This window comes from Candidatus Aminicenantes bacterium (assembly GCA_026393855.1).
Lineage (GTDB): Bacteria > Acidobacteriota > Aminicenantia > Aminicenantales > UBA4085 > UBA4085.
This window is the reverse complement of sequence record JAPKZJ010000114.1, coordinates 1-13,635: the sequence shown is the minus strand read 5'-3', so window position 1 is coordinate 13,635 and position 13,635 is coordinate 1. Positions and strand designations below refer to the sequence as shown.

General features: G+C 63.7%; 15 protein-coding genes, 1 tRNA gene and 1 riboswitch. Of the genes, 8 read left to right on the top strand and 8 right to left on the bottom strand.

Going from position 1 to position 13,635, the window contains the following annotated elements; genetic code table 11:
* Nucleotides 1–6: 6 nt before the first annotated feature.
* Nucleotides 7–636, bottom strand: coding sequence for a hypothetical protein (locus tag NTZ26_14370; protein ID MCX6561684.1), 630 nt, complete (start codon nucleotides 634–636; stop codon nucleotides 7–9).
* Nucleotides 637–747: 111 nt separating this feature from the next.
* Nucleotides 748–872: riboswitch (molybdenum cofactor riboswitch) on the top strand.
* Between NTZ26_14370 and NTZ26_14365 the strand changes: the two genes are divergently transcribed.
* Nucleotides 864–2,804: a TonB-dependent receptor gene (locus NTZ26_14365; GenBank protein MCX6561683.1), complete on the top strand. Its 1,941-nt coding sequence runs from the start codon at nucleotides 864–866 to the stop codon at nucleotides 2,802–2,804. Its footprint overlaps the riboswitch before it by 9 nt.
* 82 nt (nucleotides 2,805–2,886) lie before the next feature.
* Here the strand turns inward: NTZ26_14365 and NTZ26_14360 are convergent, their stop codons facing one another.
* Together NTZ26_14360 and NTZ26_14355 are read right to left on the bottom strand one after the other, a co-directional pair.
* Nucleotides 2,887–3,432 (bottom strand): HDIG domain-containing protein, encoded by a 546-nt coding sequence (locus tag NTZ26_14360; protein MCX6561682.1) that lies wholly within the window; start codon nucleotides 3,430–3,432, stop codon nucleotides 2,887–2,889.
* Nucleotides 3,429–3,641: a hypothetical protein gene (locus NTZ26_14355; protein MCX6561681.1), complete on the bottom strand. Its 213-nt coding sequence runs from the start codon at nucleotides 3,639–3,641 to the stop codon at nucleotides 3,429–3,431. Before NTZ26_14355 ends, NTZ26_14360 begins: the two co-directional genes overlap by 4 nt.
* 118 nt (nucleotides 3,642–3,759) lie before the next feature.
* On the opposite strand from NTZ26_14355, the gene NTZ26_14350 reads away from it, so the two are divergent.
* Complete coding sequence (locus NTZ26_14350; protein ID MCX6561680.1) at nucleotides 3,760–3,930, top strand: hypothetical protein; 171 nt, start codon at nucleotides 3,760–3,762, stop codon at nucleotides 3,928–3,930.
* Nucleotides 3,931–4,007: 77 nt separating this feature from the next.
* Here NTZ26_14350 and NTZ26_14345 read toward each other — a convergent pair whose 3' ends face one another.
* Entirely contained in the window at nucleotides 4,008–5,312 is a 1,305-nt protein-coding gene (locus tag NTZ26_14345) for a replication-associated recombination protein A (GenBank protein MCX6561679.1), read from the bottom strand.
* 87 nt (nucleotides 5,313–5,399) lie between these two features.
* Here NTZ26_14345 and NTZ26_14340 point away from each other — a divergent pair, with 87 nt between their 5' ends.
* From NTZ26_14340 to surE, 3 genes are all read left to right on the top strand, one after another.
* Nucleotides 5,400–5,765, top strand: coding sequence for a MerR family transcriptional regulator (locus NTZ26_14340; GenBank protein ID MCX6561678.1), 366 nt, complete (start codon nucleotides 5,400–5,402; stop codon nucleotides 5,763–5,765).
* 137 nt (nucleotides 5,766–5,902) lie between these two features.
* A tRNA-Pro gene (locus NTZ26_14335) sits at nucleotides 5,903–5,979 on the top strand.
* A gap of 114 nt (nucleotides 5,980–6,093) precedes the next feature.
* Nucleotides 6,094–6,900, top strand: a complete 807-nt coding sequence (surE, locus tag NTZ26_14330; protein MCX6561677.1) for a 5'/3'-nucleotidase SurE — start codon at nucleotides 6,094–6,096, stop codon at nucleotides 6,898–6,900.
* 5 nt (nucleotides 6,901–6,905) lie between these two features.
* Here surE and NTZ26_14325 read toward each other — a convergent pair whose 3' ends face one another.
* Nucleotides 6,906–7,577 (bottom strand): DedA family protein, encoded by a 672-nt coding sequence (locus tag NTZ26_14325; protein ID MCX6561676.1) that lies wholly within the window; start codon nucleotides 7,575–7,577, stop codon nucleotides 6,906–6,908.
* Between the two features lie 112 nt (nucleotides 7,578–7,689).
* On the opposite strand from NTZ26_14325, the gene NTZ26_14320 reads away from it, so the two are divergent.
* On the top strand, nucleotides 7,690–8,661 hold the full coding sequence (locus tag NTZ26_14320) for a radical SAM protein (protein MCX6561675.1): 972 nt from the start codon (nucleotides 7,690–7,692) through the stop codon (nucleotides 8,659–8,661).
* Between the two features lie 3 nt (nucleotides 8,662–8,664).
* Here the strand turns inward: NTZ26_14320 and NTZ26_14315 are convergent, their stop codons facing one another.
* The 3 genes from NTZ26_14315 to NTZ26_14305 are packed head-to-tail and all read right to left on the bottom strand — an operon-like array spanning nucleotide 8,665 to nucleotide 12,095.
* Entirely contained in the window at nucleotides 8,665–9,480 is an 816-nt protein-coding gene (locus NTZ26_14315; GenBank protein MCX6561674.1) for a DUF3014 domain-containing protein, read from the bottom strand.
* Nucleotides 9,481–9,490: 10 nt separating this feature from the next.
* Nucleotides 9,491–10,291 carry a hypothetical protein gene (locus NTZ26_14310; GenBank protein MCX6561673.1) on the bottom strand — a complete coding sequence of 267 codons (801 nt, stop codon included), beginning with the start codon at nucleotides 10,289–10,291 and terminating at the stop codon, nucleotides 9,491–9,493.
* Between the two features lie 22 nt (nucleotides 10,292–10,313).
* Complete coding sequence (locus NTZ26_14305; GenBank protein ID MCX6561672.1) at nucleotides 10,314–12,095, bottom strand: long-chain fatty acid--CoA ligase; 1,782 nt, start codon at nucleotides 12,093–12,095, stop codon at nucleotides 10,314–10,316.
* A 332-nt stretch (nucleotides 12,096–12,427) separates the two neighbouring features.
* Here NTZ26_14305 and NTZ26_14300 point away from each other — a divergent pair, with 332 nt between their 5' ends.
* Together NTZ26_14300 and NTZ26_14295 are read left to right on the top strand one after the other, a co-directional pair.
* The gene (locus tag NTZ26_14300) at nucleotides 12,428–12,991 is read left to right on the top strand and encodes a sigma-70 family RNA polymerase sigma factor (GenBank protein ID MCX6561671.1); all 564 of its coding nucleotides are present in this window, start codon (nucleotides 12,428–12,430) and stop codon (nucleotides 12,989–12,991) included.
* On the top strand, nucleotides 12,988–13,635 hold a 648-nt coding region (locus tag NTZ26_14295; GenBank protein MCX6561670.1), incomplete at its 3' end, for a hypothetical protein. The genes NTZ26_14300 and NTZ26_14295, both read left to right, overlap by 4 nt.

Sequence of the window (13,635 nt, the reverse complement as noted above, 5' to 3'; positions counted from 1 at the left end):
GACCCCTTAGGCCGCCAAGCGCCCGACAATCCAAGCCGCGGCTAGCAGGGCCAGCGCCCCGGCCGTCGACCAGGCGTTTTTCGAGAAGCCCGATTTCTCGGCCCGGCCGGCCAGAGCCAAGGCCGCGGGGACGAGGAGGGCCGAGAGTCCCGCTCCCAGGCTGCCGTTGATAAAAACATATCGAAGAACGCGGGGCAAGCCTTCCGCGACCCAGAACTCATAGCGGAAAGCATAAGTGATGAGGATGGCGAAGGCGGCATGTCCGCCATAGGAGGCCAGGATGCCGACCAGGGCGCCTCGCCAGGCCCGGGCCGGTCGGCCTGTCCGGAGAAGGATCCAGGCCGCGGCATCGAAGAGCACGCCGACGCAGACGATAGCCAGGAGATGGCAGTAGAACGGAGGCGCGTTGACCAGCTTGAAAAGGGCCGCCATGAGGCCGGCCGCGGAGGCCGTGCCGAAAACGGGGGCCGTCCCCTTTAAAAAGCCGAGCAAGAAGAAAGCCCCGGCCGTCAGCCAGGCCGAGCTGTAGGGAATCTCGAGCTTGGAAAGGGTCTGGCCGCCGACGATTTCGAGAAGTCCCCAGGCTGAGCCCAGGGCCAACGCCCAGAGCCACGATTTTGAGTTCTTGATGATCATTTCGGGTGCCCTCGGACTTCATAATTATCATAGGCGCCGACCCGGCGCAATCCCGCCCTGCGCGGCAAGGACGAACTCCCCCTCTTTACAAAGCGGGAAGCGATCTGGTAGATTACCGGACCGCTCCGAGCCGGAGCGGCTAAAGTCGGCCCTTCGCCGGCCATGCCCTCCGGCCAATGGGTGAGGCGGGAAACGGCCTTGCCTTCCATCTTTGAAAAGGAGGATCGATGATCCACTCTCTGTCTCCGTTCCGTTCCCCCATCCGGACGATCGCGGCCGTGCTCGGCCTCGCTTTCGTCCTCGCCGCGGGCCTTCCCGCCCTCGCCCAACAGACCGAAAAGGCCAAGGAGGCCGAGAAGCCCGTCCGGATCACCGAAGAGATCCAGGTCATCGGCCAGATGCCCCGCGACCAGCCGGTCTCTACCGTGACCCGGATCGATTTCACCAAGCTCGAACAAAACCGGCCGCTCGACCTGGCCGAAGCCATCCGCTACGCACCCGGCGTCTATGTCACGGTCGGCAACAAGAGCGAGTTCACCCTCAAGCTGAGGGGCATGGACTCGCGCCGCATCGTCCTGCTCATCGACGGAGTCCCGAGCTACGAGCCCTACTACGGCTCGTTCGATCTCAAGACCGTGGCCGCCGCCGGCATCGACACTCTGCAGATCACGAAAGGTCCTTCCTCGGTGCTCTACGGCCCCAACACCCTGGGCGGCATCGTCAACGTCATTACCCGCCGGCCCGGGAGCGATCCGTACCTGACCCTCAACGCGGGATTCGGCGCCGACCGGACCCGGTCCGGCGGCCTTGACGGCGGCTTCCGGCTGGGCAAGTTCTCGCTCGCCGGCAACCTCGGCTACCAAGGCTCGCATGGCTACGCCTACCCCGATGCCGCGACAGGCGAGGACGTAACCTACGCCAATACGAGCTATCAGCGCTTCAACCTGAACGCCAAGCTGTTTTACGCCCCCTCCGACACCACCGAGCTCATGATCAACGGCAACGTTTACACGTCCGATTACGGCATGCCGGCCGCGCTCGGCGTCCAGTCGGCCCGTTATTGGCGGTTCAAGAACTGGGACCGCTATGGCTTGAACGCCGGCGGCTTCACCTCCCTGGGGGGCGACTCGACGCTGCGCTTCCGGGCCTTCGCCGTGAACTACCAGAACACGCTGGACCAGTACAAGGACAAGGCCTTCTCCATGCGGCAGTTCGAAAGCACCTTCGATAATTCGGTTTACGGAGCCTTCGCCCTGGCCGATTTCGGCTTGACCGCTAAGAACCGCCTGAAGGCCAGCTTGAACTTCCAAAAGGATATCGCCCGCACCCAGGACGATATAAACCTGCCCTTCGTCGAATACAACCAAGGGACATTCTCGGCGGCCCTGGAGGACGAGCTCAGGCTAACCGGCCAATGGCGGCTCGTCGGCGGAGTCAGCCTGGACGTTATCGACAAGTTCGTCGGCGACGCGACTTCGCGGCTCAACCCGATGCTGGGCCTGAAGTTCAGCCCGAACGAAGCGCTGGACCTGCATGTCTCGGCCTCGATGAAGTCGCGCATGCCTAACATGCGGGCTCTTTATTCGGCCTCGAGCGGCAACCCCGACCTGCTTGGCGAGACCGGGACCAATGCCGAGCTGGGAGCCGTCTGGACCAAGGGCGTCTTCATCTCGGCCTCTCTCTTCACTTACCGATTCAAGAACATGATCGACACCTATACCCTCCCCGACGGAACCCGCCGCTACATGAACGTCGGGAAGGCCCACATCACGGGCGCCGAAATCCAATTGCAGAAATCGATCGGCCCCCTGGACGCGACCCTCAACTACACCAACCTCGATCATCGCAACGACGTCGACGACCGGCCATTGGATGCGCTTTCGCCGCACAGCCTGAACTTCGACCTGACGGTCCGGCCTCTGGTCGGCTTCCGGCTCAGCGTCTATGGCATGTTTGGATCGCAATCGTCCTGGTGGGATTCAAAGGCCGCTAAAGTCCTCGATATCCCCTCTTATTTCAATTTGGACGCCGTCTTGGCCTACGATTGGAAGATGATTCAGCTTTTCGTCAAGGCGACCAACCTGCTCAACGACTACTTCTATGTCGAGCCGATCTTCCCGTGGCGGGGACGGTTCATCGAATTCGGCGTTAAGATGAGAGCTTTCTGATTACGACGACGCATCGGGAGGCTCGGATCGGCCGAAGCCGGTTCGGGCCTCTCCCCCATCCGATTCGAATCGCCGCGTCGGGTCAAAGCCCAAGGTCGGCCGCGATCCCCTGCATCGCTCCGAGGGCGATACTGATGAATTCGTTCAGGTCGAGGCCGAGGTGGCGGCATTCTTCGATCTCTTCGCGGCGGGCGCCCTTGGCGAAGCTCTTCTCCTTGAAGCGCCGCTTGACGAATTCCAGATCGATTGCGGCCAGCTTCCGCTCCGGATGCATCAGGGCGGCGGCGATGATGAGGCCGGTCAGGGGATCGACGGCGAAGATCGACCAGTCCATGGGGTTCTCGCACGGCGCCTTGCCGGCGTGGGCCCGGACGGCATGGACGACGGCCGGGTCGAAGCCCAGGCCCTCCAGAATCTTGACCGTTTCGACCGTGTGAAGCTCAGGGCTCTTCTCGGTCAGCTCATAGTCGAGATCGTGGATGAGGCCGGCCAATCCCCACGGCGCCGGATCGTGGCCGAGCCGGACGGCCAGCGCGTTCATGCAGGCCTCGACGGCCAGACAGTGCTTGATGAGGTTCTTGTTCTTGAGATGGGTCTTGAGCAGCTCCAGGGCGTCTTGTCGGGTCATTGCTGTTTTCCTCCAGATCGGGTTGAGACGGGGGCCGAGCCTCCCGCGACTTTTAGAATAAAAATGGTGCTCCGGTCTCTCTCCTGGTCATAAACCGGAATCCACAGTCCGGCGGCGGTGACGATCGGCTGGGCGCGGACGACGAGGCGGGCGGCGAATCCCGCCGCCAGAAGAAGCGCGGCGGCTGCAAGCGCGGGTCGTTTCGGCATGGGAAATCATCTTAGCACGGCCGGCGCGGGGGCTCAAACGGGCCCGGCCCGGTCCTTTACTCGGCCGGCCGCTCCGTGTTAGAATCTCGGCTCAATCGATCATTTCGATAGGAAAACAATGGTCAACTATATTCTGCTCTACAAGATCAAGAAAAAGGTCAAAGCCATGATTAAAGAGAAGCTGGCCCTGGGCGAGCTGGCCACGACCCCGAGCTCCTGCCTGGATTGCCTGGCTACCGATCTGAGCTGGGAGATGTACTACCTGATGAAAGATAAAGAGGAGGACTGAAGCTTAGTCATTCGAAGCTTCTGTCCCCGGAGCGGGTCCCCCGACTTTCGATCAGAGGAGCCCGCGAAGGGAGCTGATCAGCCGCCCCGCTTGATCCGCTCCTTGGCCTCCCGCCACCATTCCATCCGCTTGCGGACGTCTTTTTCGAAGCCCATTCCGCCCGGCTCATAGAACGCCGTCTCGCGAAGCCGCTCGGGCATGGTCTCCATATCGGTTGTGCCCAAGGCCTCGTCGTGGGCATAGCGATAATCCTGGCCATAGCCGATTTCCTTCATCAAGCCCGTCACCGGGTTCCGGATCGACAAGGGCACGGGCTCATGCGGATGCTCCTCGATATCCTTCCGGACGGCGGTCAGAGCCGTATAGACCCGGTTGCTTTTGGGGGCCGTTCCCAGATAAACGACCGCTTCGGCCAAGGCCAGCTCCCCCTCCGGAGTGCCCAGAAAGTCATAGGCTTCCTTGGCATGCAGGGTCACGGCCAGGGCCTGCGGGTCGGCTAAGCCCACGTCCTCGGAAGCGAACCGGACCAGCCGGCGGGCGATGTAGAGCGGGTCCTCGCCGCCGGCCAGCATCCGGGCCAGCCAATAGAGGGCGGCCTGGACGTCGCTGTTGCGCAGGCTCTTATGCAGCGCGGAGATAAGATTGTAATGCTCCTCCCCCGTCTTATCGTAGAGCAAGGTCCTTTTCTGCAGGGCTTCGCGGACGTCCTCCAGGCCGATGATCGGCCCCGCGGCCAGCGAGGCCGCCAGCTCGAGGCTGTTGAGGGCCCGTCGGGCATCGCCGTTCGATTGCTCGATCAGAATCGCCCGAGCCGTTTCGTCCAGCCCGCGCCCCAACCGCCCCAAGCCGTGGACCTCGTCCGCCAGGGCATCGTCCAGAATGAGCGAGAGAGCCTCCGGCGAAAGGGCGTTGAGCAGGAGGACTTTGGTCCGGGAGAGAAGCGGAGCGATGACCTCGAACGAGGGATTCTCCGTCGTCGATCCGAACAGGATGATGTCGCCCCTTTCGACATAGGGCAGAAACGCGCCCTGCTGAGCCTTGTTGAAGCGGTGGATCTCGTCGATGAAGATGATCATCGGCTGGCCGTAAAGCCGGCGATGGCTTTCGGCCCGGGCCATGACCTCCTTGACCTCCTTGATGCCGGATAGGACGGCGCTGAAGAAGGAATAGGGCAGGTCGAAATGGCGGGCCAGCATCATGGCCAGGGTGGTCTTGCCCGAGCCGGGAGGGCCCCAGAAAATCAACGAAACGAGCCGCCCGGACTCGATGAGCTGGGTCAGGATCTTGCCCTTGCCCAGGAGGTGGTCCTGGCCGCGAAGGCGCTCGAATCCGCTCGGCCGCATCCGTTCGGCCAGCGGAACATGGCTCTCGCTTCGGCTCATCGGGCCGGATTATATCATATTGACGGCCCGCTCCCGGTCGTGCTAAGGTGAGGACGATTTTAAGGGGCGCTCGCCCCGGAATCCGCCATGACCAAGGCTAAACCGACCAGCAAGCTTTTTTTCCGGCTCGACGAAGTCAGCCGCCTGACCAAGGTCGACGCCTCCACCATCGAGGCCTGGGAGAAGGAGTTCCCTTTTCTCCAGCCCGGTCAGACCGGCGGCGGCCAGAAGATCTTCCGGGCCAAGGATGTCGAAATTCTTATCCGGATCAAGGAGCTTCTGGACGGCAAGAGCGTCACGCTGGCCGGGGCCAAGCGCCGCATCGAAGAAGAGCAGGGGCTGCGATCGGCGGAGCCGGTTCATCCCGACCGCCTGCGCAAAGCCCTCCTCCTCGTCCGGGAGGAGTTGCAGGACATCTCCAGCGCTCTGGCCGGCCGGCCAAAAAAAACCTAGCCGTCGGTCCTGCCTTTTTGTTATAATGCGGTCCCTTTTAGGGTCGGGACAATCGGTCGCTTCGGCCGTAGCCCCGAGGGCTCTTAGTGTCGGGACAATCGATCGCCTCGATCGTAGCCCCGACCACTTTTTAGTGTCGGGACGTGGCGCAGCCTGGTAGCGCACATGCTTGGGGTGCATGGGGTCGGCGGTTCGAATCCGCCCGTCCCGACCATCTTTCCTCCGTTGGCTTCTCCCTGACGAATTCCTGGGGAAACGAGACGAACATGACAAATCCCGATCCCTCCGACCTCAAGGCTCAGGTTTTCGACTTAGCCGGCCGGTCCTGATGAAGCCTCTCCCCCCCCCTCCTGCGCCTCGGTCCCTCCCTGCCGATGGACGGCCGCTGATCCTGCTCTGCAACGATGATGGTTTCTTCCGCGAAGAGATCCGCATCCTCCATCGGCGCCTGCGGAGCCTGGGGCGCACCGTGATCGTGGCTCCCGACCGGGAGCGGAGCGCCGCCTCCCTGGCCGTCACCCTGCGGCAGCCCCTTCGCCTCCAGCGCCACACGCCCTCGATCTGGTCGGTCGACGGGACTCCCGCCGACTGCCTTTATTTCGCTCTCCGCAAAATCCTTCCCCGGCGCCCGGACCTTCTCATCTCGGGGATGAACCCGGGGCCCAACTTGGGCCAGCAGGACGTTCACTACTCCGGCACGGTCGCGGCTGCGGTTCAGGCCCTCTTCCTCGGCCTTCCGGCCATAGCCGTTTCCATGATCCCGGACGCCCGCGGCCGATTCCACCTGGGATTCGCGGCCTCCGTCGTCCGCGAGATCGCCGGCCGGATTCTGGCCGACGGCCTGCCGACGGGCCTTGCCTTGAACATCAACATCCCCGCCCCCCCGGTGCGCGGCATCAAGATCACCAAACTGGGTTGGAAGTATTACGATCCCGAGATCATCGAGAAATGCGATCCCCGCGGCAACGCCTACTATTGGATCGGGACAGGGCATCCCAGCCATATCGGCGACCGGGATTCCGACGTCAAAGCCGTCGATGCGGGCTGGATCTCGATCACCCCGATCCACACCGACGTGACGGCTCACGAAACGCGCCGCAGCCGCCGCATCCGGACCCTGGCCCGGCCGCTGTAAGCCGCTTAAGCCTTCGGCTCCCCCGCGTCCCGGCCGGATCGATCCGACTTCCGATGCTTCAGGAACTCCAGAACCGCGGGCAGAAGCGAAATGACGATGATGGCGAAAATAACCAGAGAGAAGTTCTTCTTCACGAAGGGGATGTTGCCGAAGAAATAGCCTCCGAAGGTGAACAAGGCCACCCAGGCGAGGCCGCCGATCAAATTGTAGCTCAAGAACCGGACGTAGCTCATGCGGCCGATGCCGGCGACGAACGGGGCGAAGGTCCGGACGATCGGGACGAAGCGGGCAATGATAATCGTTTCCGCTCCGTATTTTTCATAAAAATTATGAGTCCGCTCCAGGTAGGACTTCTTGAAGATGCGGGAGTTCTCTTTTTGGAAGACCTTGGGCCCGATGATCTTGCCGATCCAATAGTTGACCGTATCCCCAAGGATCGCCGCGACCGCCAGCAGGGCGAAGAGCGTCAGAATATTCAAGTCCCCCCGGGCGGCGAACGTTCCGGCCGCGAAGATCAGCGAGTCCCCCGGCAGGAAAGGCGTCACCACAAGCCCCGTCTCGCAGAAGATCACCCCGAAGAGAATGAGGTAGGTCCACGAACCGGCCTGCTCGATGAGCGCGCTAAGATGGGTATCCAGGTGGAGGACAAAATCGACGATTCCGGACAGAAAGCCCATGGGGTCTCCTTGAAACGGGGAAGGCGTCTTATACCCCAAGGCCGGCGACCCTGTCAATCCGCAGCCGGCCGGTTCCCCCCAAGACCGGGCCCGTTCTGGTAGAATAGGCGGCATGGACGCCTTGATCGCCCGCATCGATCGCGCCCTGGACGCGCTGGCCGGCCGCGAATCGGCCTGCGATCTCTGCCCCCGCGACTGCGGGGCGGATCGGGCCGCCGACGCGGCGGGCGTCTGCGGCATCGGCCGCGGAGCCGGGCTGGCCCAGGCCTTACTCCATTACGGCGAGGAGCCCGTGCTTTCGGGGCCGGAGGGTCCGCCGGGCCGGGGCTCTGGAACGCTCTTCTTCACCGGCTGCAACCTGAAATGCCTATTCTGCCAAAACCACCAGATCAGCTGGAGCCGCGCCGGCCGCCCGGTCTCGGACGCCGATCTGGCCGAGGCGATGCTCCGCCTCCAGGCGGACGGGGCTTACAACATCAACCTCGTTTCGCCGAGCCATGTGATTCTGCCGATCCTGCGGGCCCTGCGCCTGGCCCGGGGCGGCGGCTTGAACCTGCCCCTGGTTTGGAATTCCAACGGATATGAAAAGGAAGCGGTCGTGGCCAGACTGTCCGGAATCGTGGACGTCTACCTGCCCGACTTAAAATACGTCTCGCCGCGGCTCGCGGCCCGATATTCGGGCGCGGCGGATTATTTTGAGCGGGCTTCGGCGGCGCTGCAGGAGATGTACCTCCAGCAACCCGACCTCGTTCTGGACTCGGGCGGCCTGGCCCAACACGGGATGATCATCCGCCATCTGGTCCTGCCCGGATGCGAGGAAGACAGCCTGGCCGCGCTGGAATGGATCGCCGGCTCCCTCTCCCCCTCCGTCGGCCTCAGCCTGATGAGCCAGTATCATCCCTGTCACAAGGCGCCCCCCGAGCTTCGCCGCGGGGTGACATCGGAGGAGTATGGCCGGATCCTGGCCCGGGCCGAGACTCTGGGATTCGAAAGCCTCTTTGCTCAGCCTGAAGTCTTCGCTCCCGACGAACACCTTATCCCGGATTTCGATCGCGATCGGCCGTTCCGCTGGAAGGCGGACTGAGACTCAGTCGCCGGGCCCGATCCGGACGGCCTTGGCCAGCTCCGCCTCCGCAAATCCGAGGGCCGGGGCCAGCTCGCGCAGTTTGGCCTGAATGAGCTGAACGTTTTCCGGCCCCATCCGAAGCAGATGTTTCTGGGGCGCGCTCAGACCCTCCAGCCGCGGATCGATGCAGACGAAGACGGTGACCGTCTTGACAACCTCGATCGGCGCCTCGACCACCGGCGTACGGAGCAGCTCGTTGACGGCTTTGAGCAGGACGCGGTGAAAATCACCCTGCGGGTAGCCCAAGTCCCGATAGGCCTGGCGGATCTGGGCTTGGAAATCCCGGTAGAGCTTGGCGCTGCCCGCGACGCTGACTGAGTCCAGGACATCGGCCACGACGTTGTAGCGCTCGTACGAGGCCGGGTTCAGATATGTCTTTCCGCCTCGCGCGACGGTCGTGAAGGGGCCCTTAAGAGTGAAGAAGTCGGCCTGGGGCCGGGGGGTTTGCCCGTTGGCCACCGCATCCACGGCGGCCACGAACCGCCGGATGAGGTCCTTGGAGCGGATCCATTGCATGAAGAAGGGGTTGGTCGAAACGTCACCGGCCAGCTCGCGCAGCAGCCCATCGCTTTGGTCGAGGGCCGCGGTGACGGCCCCGGCCGCGGCGGGCTCACCTGCGGCCGCCGCATCGGGCCGGACGGCCTCGACCGCCGGCTTGTCGAGGGAATCGGCCGGCTTGCCGCGATCGGCGAGGAACAGATAGTAGACGCCGGCGGCGGCGATCAGGATGATCAGGATGACGATCGCCGTCCTTACAATCTTATGGCTTTCTTCCATGGTTCCGGCCTCACTTGATCTTCTGGAGCTCGATCCGGCCGGACGGCGTCCGCAGGACGATGGAGGCCTCGCCCCCGCCGAGCTTGAGATCGGCTTTTCGGCCGACGCCGGGCGAGGCCCAGTCCCCGCTGATGCCGCCCCAGGCTTCGGCGTCGATCCGGGCGCTCACCGTCGGTTCGAGCGCCAGGCTCAGGTCGCCGGTGCGGACGGTCAACCGGACGGCGTCGTCGCGGCGCAGATCCAGAAGCTCAGCCCGGATCCGGCCGCGCGCAACCGTGGCGTCCAGCCCGCCGGAGAAATTCTCGACCGTCAGGTCGCCGTCCAGGACCGAGACCTTGGCCCGGCCGTAGAGGTCGGCGATCAGGATGTTGCCCTTCTGGGTGGCCGCCTCCTCCAAGGCCAGGGAGCGCGGCACGTTGAGAAAATAGTGCACCGGGTAAACCGCCCGGTCGTCGCCTTCCCAGCGCGTGCGGACGCCCAACCGACCCGCCCCTTCCTCGACCTCGAACCGGGGCCGTCCCGTGCGGCGAGCGACGGGCCAGCCGAATCGGGCCGGCCCCGCTTGGTCGGATTCAACCGTGATCTCGATCTCGTTGCGGTCCCAGCCCCGAATCTCGACGTCGCCGTCGAGGTTCCTCAAGGCTAGGACGCCTCCCGGCGAAAACGGGATCAGACGGTGGAATTCGCGCCGGGTCTCATCCGGGCCGGCGTTGGGATCGTCGAGGACGATGAGGCAGGCCATGGTCGTGGCCGCCCAGGCCAGGACGGCGAAAAGGACGGCGGTGCGGCGGATGCGGCGGGGTGTGCTCATGATCAAACCTCCGGCCCTCCGGTCAATCCTTGTAGAGGGCGTCGATCAGGTCCTTGTATTTGGCCTCGACCAGGGTCCGTTTGACCTTGAGGGTCGGGGTCAGCTCCTCGCGCTCGATCTCGAACTCGCGGTCGAGCAGAACAATCTTCTTGATCTTCTCATAGGGCGCCAGGTTGGGGGTGGCCTTGTCGATCTCGGCCAGCAGGAAGCGGCTGATGCGGACATCGGAGAGGAGAGCCGTATACCCGGGCGCCTGGATGCCGGCTGAACGGGCATAGGCCTCGATCTTCTCCTTGTCGGGCACGATCAAGGCCGAGATAAACTTGCGCTTGCCGCCCACGACGACGGCCGTGGCGATATACGGGTTCTGCTTGAGCAGGTTCTCGATCGGCTGCGGCGCGACGTTTTTTCCGCCGGCCGTGACGATCAGGTCCTTCTTGCGGTCGGTGATGACCAGGAATCCGTCGGCATCGAAGTGACCGATGTCGCCGGTGTGGAACCAGCCGCCTTCCATGGCTTCCTTGGTCTCCGCCTCCATTTTGAAGTATCCGCGCATGACGTTGGGTCCCTGAACCAGGATCTCGCCATCGGCGGCGATGCGGACCGAAACGCCGGGGATCGGGGGCCCGACGGTGCCGAAGCGGAGATGCTCAAAGGTGTTGCAGGCCACGACCGGCGAGGTCTCGGTCAGGCCGTAGCCCTCCTTGATCGGCAGGCCCAACCCGAAGAAGAACTCGCCGATGTCCCCGGCCAGAGGAGCGCCGCCGCTGACAAAAAACTTGACCCGTCCGCCCGTCTTTTCCAGGACTTTCGAAAAGACCAGCTTGTGGGCCAGCCGACGCTTGAACCGCAGGCCGGCCGGGATGGGCTGGTGCTCGATCGACCGGCGGCCCCAATCCCGTCCCGTTTTGGCGGCCCAAAAGAAGATCTTCCGTTTGATCGGCGACCCGGCCAGGACGTTGTCCATGACCTTGCCGTAAAGCTTTTCAAACAGCCGGGGCACGCTGACCATGATCGTCGGCCGGACCTCGATCAGGTTATCGGCCACGGTCTCAACGCTCTCCGCGTAGCCGATTGAGGCGCCCTTGTAGATGAAGGCAAACGTGCACATCCGCTCCAGGACGTGCGAGAGCGGGAGGAAGGAGAGGATGGAGTCGCTCCGGTTGAAGTCGTGCTGGGAATCCAGGGCCAGGATGTTGCTGACGAAATTGCGATGCGTCAGCATCACCCCTTTCGGCACGCCGGTCGTGCCGGAGGTGTAGATGATCGAGGCCAGATCCTCCGGCTTGATCGAGCGGGCCGTCCGCTCGAAGAGGCCGGGGTCTTCGGCCTCCAGGCGCGCGCCGCGCTCCATGACCGCGGCCAGAGTCAGAAATCCTTCGGGCGCCTCGGCCTCCAGAGTGACGGCATGCTCGACCCCGGGGAGCTCGGCCCGGACGACCTCGAACTTGCGCCTCAGATCGGGCCCGGAGCAGACGACGACCGCAGCTTCGGAGTTGGAGATGATGTATTGGATCTGAGCCGGTACCAGCGTCGGGTAGATAGGCACGGTCACCCCGCCCAGGCAGAGGTTGGCGAAATCGACGAGCGTCCATTCGGGGCGGTTCTCGGAGAGGATGACGAGCTTGCGGTCGGGGCCGCAGCCTAAGCTCCGAAGCCCCAAGGCGATCCGTCTCAGGCGCCGGCCGAATTCTTCCGTCGAGATTGGGACGAAGCGTCCGTCGATCTTGACCTGCATGAGGTCGGACTTGGCGGGGTATTCGCTCAGGATATGAAGGGCGATCTGGCTGAGTGTTTCGACCATGAACTATACTCCCAAAAAATTGTCCTCGGCGGCCGAGCAAGCCGGAGGCCGTGATTCATACGTTCGCAGCGCTGAGATCCCGATTTTCAAATCGGGGTCATAAGCACCGCTCAGTATTAATCCTGCTAATACCCCGGGCTTTGCAGCCCTCAGCCGCGAAGCGGATGAGGGCGGGCTAAAGCCCGGGGTATCGAGCGGGTTTATTATATAGCATAGAACAAGAAGCAGGCAAAAAAGAGACGATGGCCCGGCCTCCCCGGAGGCCTCGGTTCGTTCTATAATACGGTCGGGAATAAATACAGCCCTCCGTTGTATAGGATACGGGAGCTCATATGCGGCCAGACGAACGCCAGGAGGAGCAAGCCTTGATTGACAGGGCCAAAGCCGGAGACGTGTCGGCCTTTGAGGATCTGGTCCGGCGCTTTCAGGGCCGCATTTACCGTCTCTGCCGCCGGATGACGGGGACCCACCAATCGGCCGACGACTTGGCCCAGGAAACCTTTTTCAAGGCCTTCCTGGCCTTAGCCGGTTTTAAGGCCGGCCTGGATTTCTATGCCTGGCTGCGGAAGATCGCGGTGAACGCGACGCTGAATTATCTCAAAGTTCGTCGACGGGAGGAGCCCCTGGGCGACCGCGACAACGCCGTCCCCGATGAGAGGCCGCCTCAGGATGAGCTCCAACGCCGTGAGGCCGAGGACCGTTTTCAGGAAGCCTTGCGGGCTCTTCCCGCCGATCAGCGCCTCGTGTTCACCCTGCGGGTGGCCGAGGGCATGAGCTACCGCGACATCGCAACCTCCCTGAGGCTGGCCCCGGGGACGGTGATGTCGCGCTTGAATCGCGCCCGCCGGCGGCTTAAAACGGCCCTGGCCGACGTTCTCGACGGGAGGCCGGCATGAGACACGAAAAAGCCATCGGGCTTGCCGGAGCGGCTCTCGACGGCGAGCTCCGGCCCCGCCGCATGGTCCGCTGGGAAGCCCATCGGCGGAACTGCCCGGACTGCGCAGCCGAAGCGAGTCGGCTGCTCCGCCTGGACGAAACAGCCAAGGCGTCGGTTGGGCCGGACCCCGGGCCCGCTTACTGGGATGGCTTCGCGGCTCGAGTCACCGAATCCATTCGGCGGCATGGCGTCCCCGAGGCAGCCGGGAACCGCTCTTTGTTCAGGGATTCCTTTATCACCCCCGAGCCTGACCTCGCAAGGCGGGCCGTGGTTTTCCCGCTCTCGCTGGCGGCACATGCCCTGATTGCGGCCTTACTGATCGTGCTTCCCCTGCTCCAGACCGGCCATCTTCCCCGAATCGAAATCACCAGCGCCTTCCTCGCGCCGCCCCCGCCTCCGCCGCCCCCGCCGCCGGCCAAGAAGGCCGCCGGCACGACGGCCAAGCGGATCAAGCCGGTCCAAGCCCAGACTTCGTTCGAGGCCGGCAAGCTGGTCGCTCCCGTCGAAATCCCCGATCAGATCGCCGAAGAGCAAATCTCCGACGTCGGAATCGAGGGCGGCGTTGAGGGCGGTGTCGAGGGCGGCGTCATCGGCGGCGTCCTG

Excerpts from the sequence above, each read along its gene's own strand:
- NTZ26_14370 (MCX6561684.1), bottom strand. The coding sequence starts at position 636 with ATGATCATCAAGAACTCAAAATCGTGGCTCTGGGCGTTGGCCCTGGGC.
- NTZ26_14365 (MCX6561683.1), top strand. The coding sequence starts at position 864 with ATGATCCACTCTCTGTCTCCGTTCCGTTCCCCCATCCGGACGATCGCG.
- NTZ26_14360 (MCX6561682.1), bottom strand. The coding sequence starts at position 3,432 with ATGACCCGACAAGACGCCCTGGAGCTGCTCAAGACCCATCTCAAGAAC.
- NTZ26_14355 (MCX6561681.1), bottom strand. The coding sequence starts at position 3,641 with ATGCCGAAACGACCCGCGCTTGCAGCCGCCGCGCTTCTTCTGGCGGCG.
- NTZ26_14350 (MCX6561680.1), top strand. The coding sequence starts at position 3,760 with ATGGTCAACTATATTCTGCTCTACAAGATCAAGAAAAAGGTCAAAGCC.
- NTZ26_14345 (MCX6561679.1), bottom strand. The coding sequence starts at position 5,312 with ATGAGCCGAAGCGAGAGCCATGTTCCGCTGGCCGAACGGATGCGGCCG.
- NTZ26_14340 (MCX6561678.1), top strand. The coding sequence starts at position 5,400 with ATGACCAAGGCTAAACCGACCAGCAAGCTTTTTTTCCGGCTCGACGAA.
- surE (MCX6561677.1), top strand. The coding sequence starts at position 6,094 with ATGAAGCCTCTCCCCCCCCCTCCTGCGCCTCGGTCCCTCCCTGCCGAT.
- NTZ26_14325 (MCX6561676.1), bottom strand. The coding sequence starts at position 7,577 with ATGGGCTTTCTGTCCGGAATCGTCGATTTTGTCCTCCACCTGGATACC.
- NTZ26_14320 (MCX6561675.1), top strand. The coding sequence starts at position 7,690 with ATGGACGCCTTGATCGCCCGCATCGATCGCGCCCTGGACGCGCTGGCC.
- NTZ26_14315 (MCX6561674.1), bottom strand. The coding sequence starts at position 9,480 with ATGGAAGAAAGCCATAAGATTGTAAGGACGGCGATCGTCATCCTGATC.
- NTZ26_14310 (MCX6561673.1), bottom strand. The coding sequence starts at position 10,291 with ATGAGCACACCCCGCCGCATCCGCCGCACCGCCGTCCTTTTCGCCGTC.
- NTZ26_14305 (MCX6561672.1), bottom strand. The coding sequence starts at position 12,095 with ATGGTCGAAACACTCAGCCAGATCGCCCTTCATATCCTGAGCGAATAC.
- NTZ26_14300 (MCX6561671.1), top strand. The coding sequence starts at position 12,428 with ATGCGGCCAGACGAACGCCAGGAGGAGCAAGCCTTGATTGACAGGGCC.